Below are 15,746 nucleotides of genomic sequence, written 5' to 3' on the forward strand. Positions count from 1 at the left end.
CCTCACATCCTGAAGACGCCGTAGCCGGATGCGGCCAGCGGTCGTTCGAGCGGGGAGAAGCGTGCGGCTTCGAGGGCGAGCGCGAGCACGCGGCGGGTGTCGGCGGGATCGATGATGCCGTCGTCCCAGAGTCGGGCGGTCGAGTAGTAGGGGTTGCCCTGGTCCTCGTACTGCTGGCGGATGGGGTCCTTGAAGGACTCCTCGGCCTCTGCGGGCCACTCTTCGCCGCGGCCCTCGAGCTGGTCGCGCTTCACGGTCGCGAGCACGCTCGCGGCCTGCTCACCGCCCATGACGGAGATGCGCGCGTTGGGCCACATCCAGAGGAAGCGCGGCGAATAGGCGCGGCCGCACATCGAGTAGTTGCCGGCGCCGAAGCTGCCGCCGATCACGACGGTGAACTTCGGGACGCGCGCCGTCGCGACGGCGTTGACCATCTTCGCGCCGTGCTTCGCGATGCCGGCGGCCTCGTAGTCGCGTCCGACCATGAAGCCGGAGATGTTCTGCAGGAACACGAGCGGGGTGGAGCGCTGGTCGCACAGCTCGATGAAGTGCGCGCCCTTCATCGCGGACTCCCCGAAGAGGATGCCGTTGTTCGCGATGATGCCCACGGGGTGCCCGTCGATGCGGGCGAATCCCGTGACGAGGCTGGTGCCGTACTCGGCCTTGAACTCGTGGAACTCCGAGGCGTCGACGATGCGGGCGATGACTTCCCGCACGTCGTAGGGGACCTTCGAGTCGACGGGGACGACCGCGGTGATCTCATCCGGATCGTGGGCGGGCGCCTCCGGCTCCGCGCGATCCCATGCCGGGGCGTGACGGGGGCCGAAGGTCTCGACGATGTCGCGGAGGATCTCCAGTGCGTGCTCGTCGTTCGCCGCGAGGTGGTCCGTGACGCCGGAGGTGCGGGAGTGCAGCGCGCCGCCGCCCAGCTCCTCCGCCGTGACGACCTCTCCGGTCGCGGCCTTCACGAGCGGGGGCCCGCCCAGGAAGATCGTGCCCTGATCGTTCACGATGACCGATTCGTCGGCCATCGCCGGCACGTAGGCGCCGCCTGCGGTGCAGGAGCCCATGACCGCCGCCAGCTGCGGGATGCCCGCGGCGGACAGCGTCGCCTGATTGTAGAAGATGCGACCGAAGTGGTCGCGGTCCGGGAACACGTCGTCCTGGTTGGGGAGGTTCGCGCCGCCGGAGTCCACGAGGTAGAGGCACGGCAGGTTGTTCTGCTGCGCGATCTCCTGCGCCCGCAGGTGCTTCTTCACCGTCGCGGGGTAGTACGTGCCGCCCTTGACGGTGGCGTCGTTCGCGACGATGACGCAGAGCCTGCCGGAGATCAGCCCCATGCCGGTGATGATGCCGGCGCCGGGCGACGCGTCGTCGTACATCCCGTTCGCCGCCAGGGCGGAGAACTCGAGGAACGGGCTGCCGGGGTCCAGCAGCCCCTCCACGCGATCGCGCGGCAGCAGCTTGCCGCGGTCCAGGTGCCTCTGCCGCGAGGACTCCGACCCGCCCAGTGCGGTCTTCGCGGTGCGCTGCCGGAGTTCCTCGAGCAGCTGCGCGTGCGCCTGGGTGTGGGGTGAAGTCTGCGGATCGACCGGCGAGCCGATGGAACGCATGAGTCTCCTCCGAATCAGGTGTGGGCGACGTCCGCGCGGTTCCAGCAGGCCCAGCAAGCCCGGCAGACCCAGCAGGTCCAGAGCGACGGCGTCATCGACACACTCAGTTAACAATGATTAACTGATGTGATGATAGCCCGGAAGGAGCCGACGTGACAAGGCGCACAGAGAGCCACTCCGAGGACGCAACGAGCCCCCCGGCCCGGACTGGAGCACCGGCGGTCCAGGCGAACAGCCGCGAGGCCGCGAAGGCGGAGCGCCGCCGGCAGCTGCTGGGCTCCGCGAAGCACCTGTTCGCGCGCTACGGGTTCCGCGCGGTCCGCCTGGGCGACATCGGGCAGGGCGCTGGAGTGTCCGGGCCCGCCGTCTACCGGCACTTCGAATCGAAGGAGGCCGTGCTCACCGAGCTGCTCGTCGGCATCTCCGAGTACCTGCACACAGGCGGTGAGCGGATCATCGCGGCGGGAGGTTCTCCCTCGCAGACCCTGAGCGACCTCATCGACTTCCACGTGGACTTCGCGCTCACGGAGCCCGAGCTCATCCGCATCCAGGACCGCGACCTCGACTCCCTGCCCGACGCCGAGCGTCGCAGCGTGCGCAGGCTGCAGCGCCAGTACGTCACGGCCTGGGCCGGCGTCGTGCAATCCAGCGGTCCGGAGCTGTCCGAGCAGGAGGCGACGGTCCGCGTCCACGCGCTCTTCGGCATGGTGAACTCGACGCCGCACCTCAGCAGGCGGCTGCCCGCAGAGGTCGTCGCGACCCAGCTGCGAGCCGCGGCGAGGTCCGCGCTCGGGGTGGAGCGAGACTGAAGCTCTCCGCCGTGCCGGCCTCCTGGATCGCCGGGTCCGAGACTGCTGGCCCGGGCAGCAGTTCCGAGAAGAGCGGACTCCTCGGCGTCGAGACACGTCGCCTACGCTCGGAGCATGGACGTTCGAGGCTTCGGGGCTCCGAGCACCGCTGTGCGGGCGGTGATCCTGACAGGCGGCCGGTCGCGGCGGTTCGGCGGGGTGCACAAACCCGGGGTCGCGGTGAGCGGCTCACCTGTTCTCACCCGGGTCCTCGCGTCCGTGCGAGCGTTCGACCCCACCGCCGAGGTCTGGGTCGCCGGACCGCTCGACGGCCTGGACGACGCCGGCCGGGCGACCGTCCGTTCAGTCGTCGAATCGCCTCGGTTCGGCGGCCCCCTGGCGGGCATCGCCGCGGCACTGGCCGGCATGGCCCCCGGTGAGTCGACCATCCTCCTGCTCGCCGGTGACGTGCCGTACCTGGATCCAGCAGACCTCGACCGGTTGGTCGCCGCCTCGTCCCGAGCCGGGAGGGCAGTGGGCGGCGAAGATGCCTCGGGGCGGTTCCAACCCCTGTTCGCTGCGTGGCCGGAAGGGCTTCTGCGCGGACGTCTGCACGACATCGGCCACGCCGCCGGCAAGCCCGTCCGTCTGCTGTGGGAGGGCGTCGCGTCGATTCGCGTGCCGGTCAGCGCCGCGAGCACGGATGATCTCGATACGCCGGATGACTATCGCAGGATCACGGGAAGCGCACCACCGCCACCGTTCTGAACGGCAGGGGCTCCGAGGCTCCGAGGCTCCGAGGCTCCGGGGCGTGAGGCTCAGGTCTTGCGGGTCGGCAGGCCGGGCGGGTGCCGGTAGAGACGCGAGGGACGACCTCGGCGCCCGTCCGTGAGTTCTCCCGTGCTCTCAAGGTGCCGCTTCATCGCCCGCCGGAACGTGTCGCGCGGCAGATCCTCACCGGCCACGGACTCGTGCAGGGCCTGGAGGTCGCCCAGACTGAAGGACGCGGGCAGGAGCCCCCAGGGATCGGGGTACTCCGCATACGCTTCCCGGACTCGCCGCAGCGCTTCGACGAACACCCTCGGATGGTCGTACGGCAGCCGCACGCCCCCGTCGGCTTCGACCTCTCCCACGGGTGCGAGCGTGATGCTCCCACCGCGCAGGCCCTCCGCCACGACGGATCCGGGCACCACGTCAAGGTGGGCCACGGTGACGACCCATCCCCGCGGGTCGCGATCCGGATCGTCGAAGACCTTGAGCTGCTCCGGTTCACGGCCCGTGATTCCCGCCTTGTGGCGCAGGCTCCGCAGCACGGCATCGTGGAGACGCTCCCGCTCGTGGACGAACGTGCCCGGCAGGGCGAACCCGACGTCCTCCTGCACGAGCACGATCTCCAGGCCGCGGCCCGTGACGGTGAAGGTCGCCGTGTCGACCGCGAGCGAGGGGCGGGGGAAATCCGTGAGGGGCGCGCTGCTCACGCGGACCGTGCGCTCAGGCGCGGGTCGCGGCGGTAGGGGACGAGGAGGACGCTCGCATCCGCATCGGTCAGCACCGCTGAGCTCGTGCGACCCAGCTGTGAGGTCATCGCAGCGAAGACTCCCCTGCCGCGCTTGCCGACGACGACGATGTCCGCCGCCTTCGACGCGTCGATGAGCATCTGCGCGGGGTCCCCCGAGGGGAACTCGATGTCCGCGTCGAGGTCCGGGAACGCCTCGCGCAGCCAGGCGAGATCGGCCTGGGCCCGGGCTTCCGCATCGGCCCGGTCACCCAGTGCGTCCACGCCCACGAGCACGCGCAGCGGCCATCCGCTCGCCACAGCCAGTGATGCTGCGTCCAGCGCCGCCACTCCGGCGTACTCCGAGGTGTCGAGCCCCACCACGACGCCGCCCGTCGCCCCACCGCGCGCGATGCTGGGGTGCTGGCCGGGATCGTCGAACTCACTGCCGTCGCGCACCGTGTGCACCAGGACGGTGCTGAGCGCATGACCGGGCAGCCCGAAGCTGACCGTCCCGATCCGCCTGCTGTTGACCGTCCCCGCGCCGTGCCGTCCGAGCACCAGCAGTCCGGCATCCCCCGCTCGCATCGCGAGCTCCTCGCCGGCGTCGCCGACGATGACCTCGGTGAGGATCTCCGTGCCCGAGGCGCCGTCCGGGTGGGCGGCATCGAGGTCGCCGAGTCGGTCTGCGAGTCCCGTGAGCACCGTCCGGCCGGCCTCCTGGAGTTCGACCTCGTCGTCGATCTCCAGGTGCGCGGGGGTGATGACATGGATGAGCCGGAGGGCACGGCGGGTGCCGCGCAGCTCCTTGAGGGCCCACGCGGCGGCTTCCGCACTCTGGTCAGAACCGTCGACTCCGACGATCACGTCTCCGCTCAGCTGCACAGCGCCTCCTTCAGATCCGGGTGCTCCCTCGATGGTAGTGAAGGACGACGCGCTCCGGCAGTGCCCTGTCGCGTGTCGGGACGATGGGGACCGAACGACGGAAGCCCTGTCACCGCGCGATGACAGGGCTTCCGGACCGAGCCTCCTGTCGGAATCGAACCGACGACCTTTTCATTACGAGTGAAACGCTCTACCGACTGAGCTAAGGAGGCAACGCGGAAGAGCTTATCCCCATCTCTGCGACGAGGTCAAAACGGGCGCAGAGCCCGGGCCGCGGCGGCTTCGACGGCCGTGCTGAACCGGTCCAGCACGGGCAGTTCCGTCGCCCAGCGGTGCCAGTGGAGATCCACGTCGAGCATGGGCAGTCCTGGGATCCGCACGAGGTCCCCGACGTCGGGGAGAGCGCCCAGGAGCAGTTCGTGGATGCATCCCCACCCCAGGCCCGCGCGCAGTCCCGTCACGAATCCGTCCTGAGCCCCGATCATATGGGTCGGCGGGTTCGCCTCCGCGTCGTGCTCCTCGCACCACGCGCGCAGGACCCTGTGCTGGAGCTCGTCCGCCGCGCCGAACGTCAGCACCGGACAGGTCGTGAGGTCGAGGTGTCCGGCGGCGTCGAGATGGCGCGCCGCCAGCTTCTGCGAGACGACCGGGACATAGCGCATCTTCCCCAGCGGCGTGGCCGTGCAGCCCGTCTGCGCGGTGGGCAGGGAGCTGAGGGCTCCGAGCACATCCCCGCGGGCCAGCGCCTGGTGACCGACGTCCTGGTCCTCGACGCTCACCCGCAGGACGACGTCGTCCCAGTCCGCAGCCTGCTCGATGGCTCCGGACAGCCAGGTTCCCAGCGCGTCCGCACCGACGGCGATCGGCAGCGCGGATCTGCTGGGGGCCTCGGCGGCGGGGGTGAGGGAGCCGACCAGCGCGACGACCTGCCGCGCAGTGGCGAGCACCGCCTCGCCGGCGGAGGTCACGCGAGGAGGCGTGGAGCGCGCCACCAGTACGTGGCCCATCGTCGACTCCAGCGCCCGGATCCGCTGGGAGACCGCGGACGTGCTCACGCCCAGCGCGTAACCGGCGGCGTCGAAGCCGCCCTCGTCGACGACGGCGACGAGCGCCGCCAGCTGCACGAGGCTGGGGGCATCGGTTCTCATGAGACTCTCCCGATCATGAAGCCCACCTTAACCACGTGAAGGCCATCCATATGGCCTTCACGGGCCGCGCGGCGTACTTTCGACTCATGCCTGTCCTCACGCTCCTCACCACCGGCTTCCTCACGGGGGTCGGGCTGATCATCGCCATCGGCCCGCAGAACGCATTCGTCCTGCGCCAGGGCATCCGCCGTGAACGGGTCGCCGTCGTCGTGCTCGTCTGCGTGGTCGCGGACGTCGCTCTCATCGCACTCGGGACCGCGGGGATCGGCATCGTGTTCGAGCACGCGCCGTGGATCGTGGAGATCATGCGCTGGGGAGGCGTCGTCTACCTCGTGTGGTTCGCCTGGACGAGTATCCGGTCCGCGTTCGGCGGCCCCGAAGCGCTCACCACGACCGCGAGCGGGGCGACAGCCCAGGACAAGCCGTCCGCAGTCTCCGTCGCAGCGGCCACGGCGGCGCTCACGTTCCTCAACCCGCACGTGTACCTCGACACAGTCGTCATGCTCGGCACCGTGGCGAACCAGCACGAGCTCCGCTGGGTCTTCTCCGGTGGCGCGATGCTCGGTTCGCTCGTGTGGTTCGCGGCGCTGGGGTGGGGAGCTCATCTGCTGGCCCCGTCGCTGCGCAGCCCGCGGGTGTGGCGGGTCATCGACGTGGCGATCGCCGCGGTCATGCTGATGATCGCCGCAAAGCTCGCCTTCGCGTAATCTCGACCACACAGACCGACCCCGACGATCAGAGGTGTGGAACAGAGTGATCGACTTCCCCCAGGAGAGGGCCCAGACGTTCCTCACCCAGTTCCGGACCCTCGTCGAATGCGAGTCGCCGTCGAACGATCCGCGGTCCCTCGCCGCGAGCGCCAGACTCATCGCGGAGATCGGCGAGCAGATCACGGGCATCCGCCCCCACATCCGCACGATCGAGGGGTTCCCACACGTCCACTTCCAGGTCGGCACCGGCCCGCGGCGCGTCCTGCTGCTGGGCCATCACGACACGGTCTGGCCGCGCGGAACCCTCGCATCCATCCCATGGTCCGTCGACGGCGATGCGGTCAGCGGACCCGGCACCGACGACATGAAGGGCGGGATCCTCATCGCGCTCCACGCACTGGGGGCGCTGCTGCGCCACGCGGGCGAGGAGCAGCTCGATGGAGTCAGCGTCCTCATCACTGCGGACGAAGAGCTGGGCTCCCCCACGTCGCGACCGCTCATCGAGGAGCTGTCCCGCGACGCGGAGGCGGTGCTCGTCTTCGAATCCGGCGGTCCTGCCGGCCAGGTGAAGGTCGCGCGCAAGGGCGTCGCGATCTATGAGCTCGAGGTCGTCGGTCGCGCCGCCCATGCGGGAGTCGAGCCGGACCGCGGGGTGAACGCGACCGTCGAGGTCTCCCACCAGGTCCTCGCGATCGACCGGATCGGCACCCCGGACGGGAGCACGACGGTCGTGCCCGCGGTCATGCAGTCGGGGACGACGACGAACACGGTGCCGGCCGGTGCCACCGTCGGCGTCGACTCCCGTGCCATCACCGTCGCGGAGCAGGAGCGCGTGGACCGCGAACTGCGCGGACTCCGCTCGGTGCACCCCGAGGCAGAGCTGATCCTGCACGGCGGCATCAACCGGCCTCCGCTGGAGGAGCGGTTCGCCGCAGACCTCTTCGAGCGCGCCCGTGAGATCGCAGCGGCGCTCGGTCATCCGCCGCTGGAGGTGATCCGTGTGGGCGGAGGGTCGGACGCGAACTTCACGGCGGGAGTGGGCACACCGACGCTCGACGGTCTGGGCACGGTGGGCGGCGGGTCCCATGCGGACGACGAGCACGCACTGCTGTCGTGGATCCCCCGGCGCGTCGAACTCACGGCATCACTGGTCGACTCGCTGCTGCGGGACCCGGTCGCGCGACCGGCGGCGGACGGCCGCCTGCGCCGCGTCAGACAGCGGCGCGCCAGCCTGCGCCGCGTCAGTCCGTGATCCACGGGTTCGACAGGCCGACGAAGGCTGCCTCGACGACGAGAGCCGACGCCATGTTGGTCGCCAAGCGTTCCCGCGCCTGGCGCAGCACGTCGATCCTCTTGAGGGTCGCGGTCGAATCGCCCTCTGCCGCGAGCCTGCCGATCCGCTCGTCCTCGTCGACGTTGATCGTCCCGGTGTCCGCGCCCAGCTGAGCGGCCAGCACATCGCGGTACAGGGAGAGCAGCTCGATGAAGATCGAGTCGAGCTCGTCATTGCGCGCGCGGACGTCGCGGCGCTTCTGCTCCTCTTCGAGGCGGCGGATCTGACTGCGCGCACTGGGTGGGATCTTGCCCCCGGCCTCGATGCCCAGTGTGCGCAGGAGCTGCTCCTTCTCCTGCGCGTTGCGCTCCTCCGTGCGCGCCTTCGCCCTGTCCTTCGCCACGTCGACGATGCGCGCGGCGATCCGGATGGTCGATCCGACGGAGGTCAGGTGACGGGGGATGTCGAGGATGAAGGTCCGCTCCGACCGCGCGTTCGGCGACGTCACGAGGCGACGGGCGCGCCCGATGTGGCTCTGCGCCGCATGCGCCGCCCAGCGGGCCGTGTCCGCATCCGCACCGTCGCGGTCGCGCAGCAGCTGTGCGACCGCGTCCGGACTGGGGATGCGGAGGTTCACGTTGCGGCACCGCGATCGGATCGTCGTGAGGACGTCTTCCGGACTGGGGGCGCAGAGGATCCAGACCGTGGAGGGCGGAGGCTCCTCGATGGCCTTGAGGAGGACGTTCGAGGTCCTCTCCGCCATGCGGTCGGCGTCCTCGATGATGACGACCCGCCAGTCCGCGTTCACCGGTCCCTGATGGGCGGTCGCGACGAGCGCGCGCACCTCGTCGATCGAGATGAGCGACTTCTGCGTCGACAGCACCGTCATGGATTCGTGGATGCCGCGCAGTGCTCGCTGGGCCTCCGGCGAATCGCTGTCGCCCGCGTCCGGTGTGAGGAGTGCGGCGGCGAAGGCGCGTGCTGCGTTCGAACGGCCGGAGCCCGGTGGCCCCGTGAGGAGCCACGCGTGGGTCATCGCGGTGCTGCCCGCCGCGGCAGCCCGTGCCAGCTGGTCGACTGCGCGCTCCTGGCCGACCAGTTCGTTCCAGACGCTCATCGTCGTCCCGGTGCGCCCGGGTCGCGGCGATCGTGGCCGTGCTGGGCCCGGAGCCGCTCACGCGCCTGGCGCTCGATCTCCGCCTGGGCCCGCAGACGTTCCCTGCTGGTCTCCCGGGAGGGCGAGAGTCCAGACCGGAATGATCCCTCCGAGGACGGGACGGCCGGCTGGACCGTGGTCGGAGCCTCCGAATCGTCGACGACGGGAGCGGGACGGACCTCCGTGACGGGATCGTCGGCCGCAGCCGGGACGAATCCGGGACGAGGACGCACCTCGGTGACCGGATCCTCGACAACCGGGTCCTCGACAACCGGAGGATCGACAAACGGGGCCCCGGGAACTGGACCCTCAGAGACCGAGGAGGATCCCACCGGGTTCTCACCCTCCGGCGCGGCTCCCGCCGTGTTCGCACCCGCCGTGTTCGCACTGGCCGGGGCGGCTCCCGCCGGATCCCGGGCGACCGGAATCTCGATGACCGGGTCCTCGGCGACTGCCGAGGCTCCCACCGGTCGATCCCCGACTGCCGGGCTCTCTTCCACGTGGGGAGCGGCGGTCGGAGCGGGCCGCGCCACCGTGACCTGGTCGTCCGCTGCATGCTGTCGGGCGTCGGTGCCCGACTGCCTCTGCGCGAGTCTCTGCTCGACTGCCCGGAGTACGTGTGCCGCGATGGTGTCGATGTCACGGCCCGCGTCGATGACGACGTAGCGGTCCGGAGCGGCCGCCGCGTAGTCGAGGAACGATCTGCGCACGGTCGAGTGGAACTCATGGTCGAGCGCATCGAGATGGTTCTCCTCGCCGCGGACAGTGGTCCGCTGACGGGTCACTGCTGGGTTCGCATCGAGGATGATCGTGAGGTCGGGGCGCATCCCTTCGGTCGCCCACGTCGACAGCGCGACGATCTCGTCGTCTCCCAGATCGCGGCCCGCCGCCTGGTACGCGCGGGAGGAATCGATGTAGCGGTCCGTGATGACGATGCCGCCGCGATCGACGATGGGTCTCACGAGTGACGCGACGTGGTGGGCGCGGTCCGCTGCGAATACGAGCGCTTCCGCCCGGGGCGTGACGCCGTCTCCGTCGAGCACCACGGAGCGCAGCAGCGTGCCGGCGGCCGTGCCGCCGGGTTCCCGGGTCGTGACGACTTCGCCGTGCCCCTGGTCGCGCAGCGCATCTGCGAGGAGGTGGATCTGCGTGGACTTGCCGGTGCCGTCTCCGCCCTCGATCGCGATGAACAGACCGCCGGCGTGGAACGAGCCGGATGATCCCGCAGACCCGTCCGCAGCATTCGGAGCCGTATCCGGAGCCGTGGCCAGTGCCGCAGCCAGGGGCTGCGCGCCGCCCCCTCCGGCGGCAGGACCGGTCGGGGCGTGTGCTGCCGTCGCGGTCCCGGTCGGAGCGTCCCCGGCTGCCGCACGCGCATCCGCTGCGCCCGTACCGTGCGGGTCGGTGACGGCTGAGTCCGCACCTGCAGCGGTCTCCACACCGGCCGCACGCGCATCTGCCGCGCCCGCACCCCGCATCGCGGCGTCACCGGTCGCCGCCGGGCGGCGGAAGGCGTGGATGATGTCGATGCCGATCCCGCTGATCCCAGTGGGCCCGAACGTGAAGAGCGAGATGATGCCGCCGATAAGTGCGACGGTGCCGATCAGGACGTAGGCCAGGTCAGCGGGAAGGATGTCCCACGACGCGACGGAGCTCAGCGGGACCTCTGCCGTGAAGCCGACCGCGGTGACGAGAATCGCGACGGCCATGCCGACGACCGCGCCGATCCGCCGCGAGAACCGGTAGCGCTGGGAGCGGACGCCCAGGCCCACGAGGAACGCGACGCCGCCGGACAGCACGGCCTTGCCGGACAGCTCCACGAGCACACCGGCGGAGACGGTGAAGACGCCCGCTGCGATGAGGGAGAAGGAGGTGAGCCGGGTGCGCGTCATACCGGGTGCGAAGTCGGGTCCCGTCTCGAAGCCGACGGCCCACCCCAGCAGCACCGCGCAGAGGATGACCGACATCCCCGCCTGGCCGAAGCCCAGATCCGCGATGGAGGGCTGGGCGAGGATACCGACCGCGCCCAGCACGCCGAACAGCAGATGGCAGGGCCACGCGCTGGTCACCGGAGTCCCGGGCCGTGCGGTGCTGCGATCCAGCACGTGCGCGCCGGTGTCCGGCAGTCGCACGCCCTGATCGGACTTCTGCGTGAGGAGCACGATGACTCCGGCGAGCATGACGAGGCTGCCCAGGAGCAGGAGCCAGCGCAGCGCCTCGTGTCCGCCAGCGGTCCCGCCGACCAGCTGCGCCGCGTACGAGGCGCAGAGCATGACGGCCGCGGCGACGCCCGCACTGCGCCACGGCTTCACCCGCGTTCCCGCGACCAGGCTCAGGACGGCCGCCAGGGCGGCGCCCACGCCCAGGCCCACGAAGACGCCCAGGATCGCGGAGACGGTAAACAGCTGAGTGATCGCGAGTCCCGCGATCACCACGGAGGCGATGAGCGCCACGCGCAGGGAAACCTTCCCCTGGAGCTTCTCCTGCGGCACGAACATGCCGGCCACACCTGCGGCGATCACCGCCGCGTACAGCAGCACCGCCGGCCGGGAGGAGAAGCCCTCTTCGCCTGTGAGCGTGTGGATGTCCGCCATGGCGGCCGGATCGAGGAAGGCTGTGACGCCGTAGGCGCCCGCGACGGCGAAGCTCAGCGCCGCGGCGGACAGCATCGTCAGCCACGCACCGACCTCCACGATGAAGACGCCCATGACATCAGTCCGGGGACGACCCGCCGAAGGGCGGGCGCCCTGCGACTGTGCGGGCTGCGATGCGGGAGAGGCGGGAGGCGGGGATCCGACGTCGTTCACAGGCCACACCTTACCCGCGGCCACTGACACGACTCGGGAGATCTGATCGGACGAGACTACTCTGGGGACGTGCGGAACGAGACGAACGACGAGACGGCAGGGGACCTCGGCGGGGGCGCCCGTCCTGAGCTCACGGTCCTGCGGCACGGACCGGGCGACGCGCTCACGGACCTCGCGATGGCGCGGGCACTGCTCAACGCGGTCCGCGACGGCGACCGCGGTCCGACCCTGCGGATCTATCGGCCCTCCCCCACTGTCGCCTTCGGTGCGCGGGATCGGTTCCTCGACGGCTTCCGGCCTGCGATCGAGGCGGCTCGCTCACACGGCTTCACCCCCGCGCTGCGCACGCTGGGCGGACGGGCCGCCGCCTACCATCCGGGCAGCATCGTCATCGATCACATCGAGCCGACGCGGGAGTTCCTCACCCAGACGCAGGACCGGTTCGTGCGGTTCGGCGAGATGTACGCCGCCGCACTGCGGGACATCGGCATCGATGCGCGCATGGGCGAGATCCCCGGCGAGTACTGCCCCGGCGAGCACAGTGTGAACGTGGGCGGCGAGATCAAGGCGATCGGCACGGCGCAGCGCGTGGTGGGCGGGGCCTGGCTCTTCTCGTCGTCGATCATCGTGGAGGACCCGGACCCCATCCGTGCGGTCCTCACGGACGTGCAGGCGGCGCTGGGTCTCGTGTGGGAGCCCCGGACGGGCGGGGCCATCTCGGAGCTCCATCCGGACGTGACGGCAGACGCGGTGGAAGAGGCACTCCTCGCCGCGTACGCACGCGAGTACGAGCTGGTCCCGGGCACGCTCACCCCCACGGACGCCGAGGCCGCACGCGGATTCGTCGACGCGCACCTCCTCTGACGGCCACGCTCTCCTCTGACTGCTCACACGCGTCGAGAGGGTGGGTCTCTGCGCTTCTCAGTGCAGAAATCCACCCTCTCGATCACGCGGGCTCGATGACTCAGACTCGGTCACGCGGGCCGGCTGGAACGCTCAGCCCCGCGTGCGGTCAGACGTTCACGGGGTCTTCGGCGTCGTCGTCTTCTTCGCCGCAGTGGTCGTCTTCTTCGCAGCCGTGGTCTTCGCCGCCGGCTTCTTGGCAGCCGGCTTCTTCGCGGCCGTCGTCTTGGAAGCGGTCGTCTTCCGCGTCGTCGTGCGCTTCTTCGCCGGTCCCTTCGCCCGCTTCTCCGCCAGCAGCTCGTACGCCCGCGTCTCAGTGATGCCGTCCACGGAGTCGTCCTTGCGGAGAGTCGCGTTCGTCGTGCCGTCCGTGACGTACGGGCCGAATCGCCCGTCCTTCACGACGACCGGCTTCTTCGACTCCGGGTCCTCGCCCAGCTCCTTGAGCGGCGGGGCCGCCTGCGCGCCGCGGCGCTGCTTGGGCTTCGAGTAGATCTCGAGCGCCTCCTCGAGCGTGATCCCGAAGATCTGCTCCTCCCGCTCCAGTGACCGGGAGTCCGTCCCCTTCTTCAGGTAGGGGCCGTACCGGCCGTTCTGCGCGGTGATGGGCGTGCCTTCGGCGTCCTCGCCCACGGTGCGGGGCAGCGTCAGCAGGCGCAGCGCCTGCTCCAGCGTCACCGTCGTGGGCTCCATCGACTTGAAGAGCGAGGCCGTGCGCGGCTTGGGCTTCTTGGCGCCCCGCTTGGGCTTCTCCTCCGGCTCCGGCAGCACCTCTGTCACGTAGGGGCCGAACCGGCCGGACTTCGCGACGATCGTGTGGCCGGTGTCCGGGTCGACGCCCAGTTCGCGGTCGCCGGTGCCCTGCGTGCGGATGAGTTCGCGGGCGGCGGCCTCGGTCAGTTCGTCCGGTGCGAGGTCATCCGGCACGGACACGCGGCCCGGTGCGTCGCCCTCCTTCTCCGGAGCGATCTCGAGGTAGGGGCCGTAGCGGCCCACGCGCAGTTCGATGCCCTCTGCGATCGGCACGGTGTTGATCTCTCGTGCGTCGATGTCGCCCAGGTCGTCGACGACGGTCTTGAGGCCCGGCTTCACGCCTTCGCCCTCGCCGCCGAAGTAGAAGTCGTGGAGCCACTGCGTGCGGTCCTCGCGACCGCCCGCGATCTCGTCGAGGTCCCCCTCGAGGTCGGCGGTGAACTGGTAGTCGACCAGGCCGCCGAAGTGCTCCTCGAGCAGTCGGGTGACGGAGAACGCCACCCAGCTGGGGACCAGTGCGTTGCCGCGGTTGGTCACGTATCCGCGGTCCTGGATGGTCGAGATCGTCGCCGCGTAGGTCGACGGGCGACCGATCCCCAGCTCCTCGAGGCGCTTGACGAGGCTCGCCTCCGTGAAGCGCGGCGGCGGTGCGGTGGTGTGGCCGTCGGCCTCCGCGCGCTCGACGGCGATCCCGTCGCCCTCCTTGACGTCCGGCAGCCGGGACTCCCCGTCCTTGCCGGACTCCGAGTAGCGCTCGGTGTCGCGGCCCTCCTCGTACGCCGCGAGGAAGCCGCGGAAGGTGATGACCGTGCCCGAGGTCGTGAAGCCGGCGTTCGCAGGAGCCGTCTCCCAGCCCCCTCCTGCCAGTTCCGCCGAGGCCGGGGCCAGGTCCGCGCCGATCTTCATCGTCGCGGTCGAGCCCTTGGCATCGGCCATCTGCGAGGCCACGGTGCGCTTCCAGATGAGCTCGTAGAGGCGGAAGTCATCGCCGCTCAGTGCACCGGACACCTGCGCGGGTGTGCGGAAGGAATCGCCGGAGGGGCGGATCGCCTCGTGCGCCTCCTGGGCGGCCTTCGCCTTCGCCCCGTACATGCGCGGCTTGCCGGGCACGTAGTCCGCCCCGTACAGCTCCCCGATCTGCCGGCGGGCGGCGGAGATCGCCTGGCCGGACAGCTGGGTGGAGTCCGTACGCATGTAGGTGATGTAGCCGTTCTCGTACAGGGACTGCGCGACGCGCATCGCCTGGCGCGCCGACATCCGCAGCTTGCGGCCCGCCTCCTGCTGGAGGGTCGACGTGGTGAACGGAGCAGCCGGGCGCCGCGTGTACGGCTTCGTCTCCAGCGAGGTGACGGACAGCGCCTTCTGCGAGGGGCCCGTCAGCGCCGCTGCGAGCGATGTGGCCTGCGGCTCGCCCAGCACGACGGCCTTCGACGTGCTCTTCAGCTGACCGCGGTCGTCGAAGTCACGGCCGGATGCGACCTTCGTGCCGTCGACCGAGTCCAGCCGTGCCTTGAAGGCGGTGCCGCCCGCGGCCTCGGCGAGTTCGACGTCCAGATCCCAGTAGTCCGCGGACACGAATGCCATGCGCTCGCGCTCCCGCTCGACGACCAGGCGGGTCGCGACGGACTGGACGCGGCCGGCGGACAGTCCCGCGCGGACCTTGCGCCACAGGACCGGCGACACCTCGTAGCCATAGAGGCGGTCGAGGATGCGGCGGGTCTCCTGCGCGTCGACGAGGTCCACATCGAGTTCGCGGGTGTTCTCCAGCGCACGCTCGATGGCCTCGCGGGTGATCTCGTGGAACACCATCCGCTTGACGGGGACCTTCGGCTTGAGCACCTCGAGCAGGTGCCACGCGATGGCTTCGCCCTCGCGGTCCTCATCCGTTGCGAGGTAGAGCTCGTCGGCGTCCTTGAGGAGCGACTTGAGCTCCGTGACCTTCTTCTTCTTGTCCGGATCGACCCGATAGTACGGAGTGAAGTCCGAGTCCACGTCGACGGCGAACCGTCCGTACGGGCCCTTCTTCATGTCCGCGGGCAGCTCCGACGGCTGCGGGAGGTCGCGGATGTGGCCGACGGAGGCTGTGACGTCATAGCCGTCCCCCAGATACCCCACGATCGTGCGGGCTTTGGTCGGCGACTCGACGATGACGAGTCTGCGGGGGGTGGTGGTAGCGGCCATGGATTCCTTTCACCTGCTCTCATCCGCATGCTTT

12 protein-coding genes and 1 tRNA gene are annotated in these 15,746 nt (G+C 70.4%); 5 read left to right on the top strand and 8 right to left on the bottom strand.

From position 1 onward, the window contains the following. Nucleotides 1–2: 2 nt before the first annotated feature. Complete coding sequence (locus FM105_RS06900) at nucleotides 3–1,613, bottom strand: carboxyl transferase domain-containing protein (RefSeq protein WP_087006670.1); 1,611 nt, start codon at nucleotides 1,611–1,613, stop codon at nucleotides 3–5. 152 nt (nucleotides 1,614–1,765) lie between these two features. Here FM105_RS06900 and FM105_RS06905 point away from each other — a divergent pair, with 152 nt between their 5' ends. Continuing rightward, nucleotides 1,766–2,422: a TetR/AcrR family transcriptional regulator gene (locus tag FM105_RS06905; protein ID WP_087006672.1), complete on the top strand. Its 657-nt coding sequence runs from the start codon at nucleotides 1,766–1,768 to the stop codon at nucleotides 2,420–2,422. Between the two features lie 114 nt (nucleotides 2,423–2,536). Next, nucleotides 2,537–3,169, top strand: coding sequence for a molybdenum cofactor guanylyltransferase (gene mobA, locus FM105_RS06910; RefSeq protein ID WP_087006674.1), 633 nt, complete (start codon nucleotides 2,537–2,539; stop codon nucleotides 3,167–3,169). A 50-nt stretch (nucleotides 3,170–3,219) separates the two neighbouring features. Here the strand turns inward: mobA and FM105_RS06915 are convergent, their stop codons facing one another. The 4 genes from FM105_RS06915 to FM105_RS06930 all read right to left on the bottom strand — a co-directional run bounded on the left by FM105_RS06915 (nucleotide 3,220) and on the right by FM105_RS06930 (nucleotide 5,929). After that, on the bottom strand, nucleotides 3,220–3,879 hold the full coding sequence (locus FM105_RS06915; protein ID WP_087006676.1) for an NUDIX hydrolase: 660 nt from the start codon (nucleotides 3,877–3,879) through the stop codon (nucleotides 3,220–3,222). Further along, nucleotides 3,876–4,781 carry a universal stress protein gene (locus tag FM105_RS06920; RefSeq protein ID WP_087006678.1) on the bottom strand — a complete coding sequence of 302 codons (906 nt, stop codon included), beginning with the start codon at nucleotides 4,779–4,781 and terminating at the stop codon, nucleotides 3,876–3,878. The genes FM105_RS06915 and FM105_RS06920 overlap by 4 nt, the downstream gene beginning before the upstream one ends. A 139-nt stretch (nucleotides 4,782–4,920) precedes the next feature. Continuing rightward, nucleotides 4,921–4,993 (bottom strand) — tRNA-Thr (locus FM105_RS06925). Between the two features lie 36 nt (nucleotides 4,994–5,029). After that, the gene (locus FM105_RS06930) at nucleotides 5,030–5,929 is read right to left on the bottom strand and encodes an ArgP/LysG family DNA-binding transcriptional regulator (RefSeq protein WP_087006680.1); all 900 of its coding nucleotides are present in this window, start codon (nucleotides 5,927–5,929) and stop codon (nucleotides 5,030–5,032) included. An 86-nt stretch (nucleotides 5,930–6,015) separates the two neighbouring features. Between FM105_RS06930 and FM105_RS06935 the strand changes: the two genes are divergently transcribed. Further along, nucleotides 6,016–6,636, top strand: a complete 621-nt coding sequence (locus FM105_RS06935) for a LysE/ArgO family amino acid transporter (protein ID WP_087006802.1) — start codon at nucleotides 6,016–6,018, stop codon at nucleotides 6,634–6,636. A gap of 46 nt (nucleotides 6,637–6,682) precedes the next feature. After that, complete coding sequence (locus FM105_RS06940; RefSeq protein ID WP_087006681.1) at nucleotides 6,683–7,891, top strand: M20 family metallopeptidase; 1,209 nt, start codon at nucleotides 6,683–6,685, stop codon at nucleotides 7,889–7,891. On the opposite strand, the gene FM105_RS06945 is transcribed toward FM105_RS06940, so the two are convergent. Both FM105_RS06945 and tmk read right to left on the bottom strand, forming a co-directional pair. Next, nucleotides 7,881–9,029: a DNA polymerase III subunit delta' gene (locus tag FM105_RS06945; RefSeq protein ID WP_087006683.1), complete on the bottom strand. Its 1,149-nt coding sequence runs from the start codon at nucleotides 9,027–9,029 to the stop codon at nucleotides 7,881–7,883. The two genes, FM105_RS06940 and FM105_RS06945, sit on opposite strands and share 11 nt — an antisense overlap. Beyond that, the gene (tmk, locus tag FM105_RS14910; RefSeq protein WP_256970272.1) at nucleotides 9,026–11,875 is read right to left on the bottom strand and encodes a dTMP kinase; all 2,850 of its coding nucleotides are present in this window, start codon (nucleotides 11,873–11,875) and stop codon (nucleotides 9,026–9,028) included. Before tmk ends, FM105_RS06945 begins: the two co-directional genes overlap by 4 nt. A gap of 177 nt (nucleotides 11,876–12,052) precedes the next feature. Between tmk and FM105_RS06955 the strand changes: the two genes are divergently transcribed. Next, on the top strand, nucleotides 12,053–12,739 hold the full coding sequence (locus FM105_RS06955; RefSeq protein WP_256970285.1) for a lipoate--protein ligase family protein: 687 nt from the start codon (nucleotides 12,053–12,055) through the stop codon (nucleotides 12,737–12,739). A gap of 156 nt (nucleotides 12,740–12,895) precedes the next feature. Here the strand turns inward: FM105_RS06955 and topA are convergent, their stop codons facing one another. Beyond that, on the bottom strand, nucleotides 12,896–15,712 hold the full coding sequence (gene topA / locus FM105_RS06960) for a type I DNA topoisomerase (protein WP_087006685.1): 2,817 nt from the start codon (nucleotides 15,710–15,712) through the stop codon (nucleotides 12,896–12,898). Nucleotides 15,713–15,746 lie beyond the last annotated feature (34 nt).

This window comes from Brevibacterium yomogidense (genome assembly GCF_900163715.1).
Taxonomy (GTDB): domain Bacteria; phylum Actinomycetota; class Actinomycetes; order Actinomycetales; family Brevibacteriaceae; genus Brevibacterium; species Brevibacterium yomogidense_A.

Excerpts from the sequence above, each read along its gene's own strand:
- FM105_RS06900 (WP_087006670.1), bottom strand. The coding sequence starts at position 1,613 with ATGCGTTCCATCGGCTCGCCGGTCGATCCGCAGACTTCACCCCACACC.
- mobA (WP_087006674.1), top strand. The coding sequence starts at position 2,537 with ATGGACGTTCGAGGCTTCGGGGCTCCGAGCACCGCTGTGCGGGCGGTG.
- FM105_RS06930 (WP_087006680.1), bottom strand. The coding sequence starts at position 5,929 with ATGAGAACCGATGCCCCCAGCCTCGTGCAGCTGGCGGCGCTCGTCGCC.
- FM105_RS06935 (WP_087006802.1), top strand. The coding sequence starts at position 6,016 with ATGCCTGTCCTCACGCTCCTCACCACCGGCTTCCTCACGGGGGTCGGG.
- FM105_RS06945 (WP_087006683.1), bottom strand. The coding sequence starts at position 9,029 with ATGAGCGTCTGGAACGAACTGGTCGGCCAGGAGCGCGCAGTCGACCAG.
- FM105_RS06955 (WP_256970285.1), top strand. The coding sequence starts at position 12,053 with ATGGCGCGGGCACTGCTCAACGCGGTCCGCGACGGCGACCGCGGTCCG.
- topA (WP_087006685.1), bottom strand. The coding sequence starts at position 15,712 with ATGGCCGCTACCACCACCCCCCGCAGACTCGTCATCGTCGAGTCGCCG.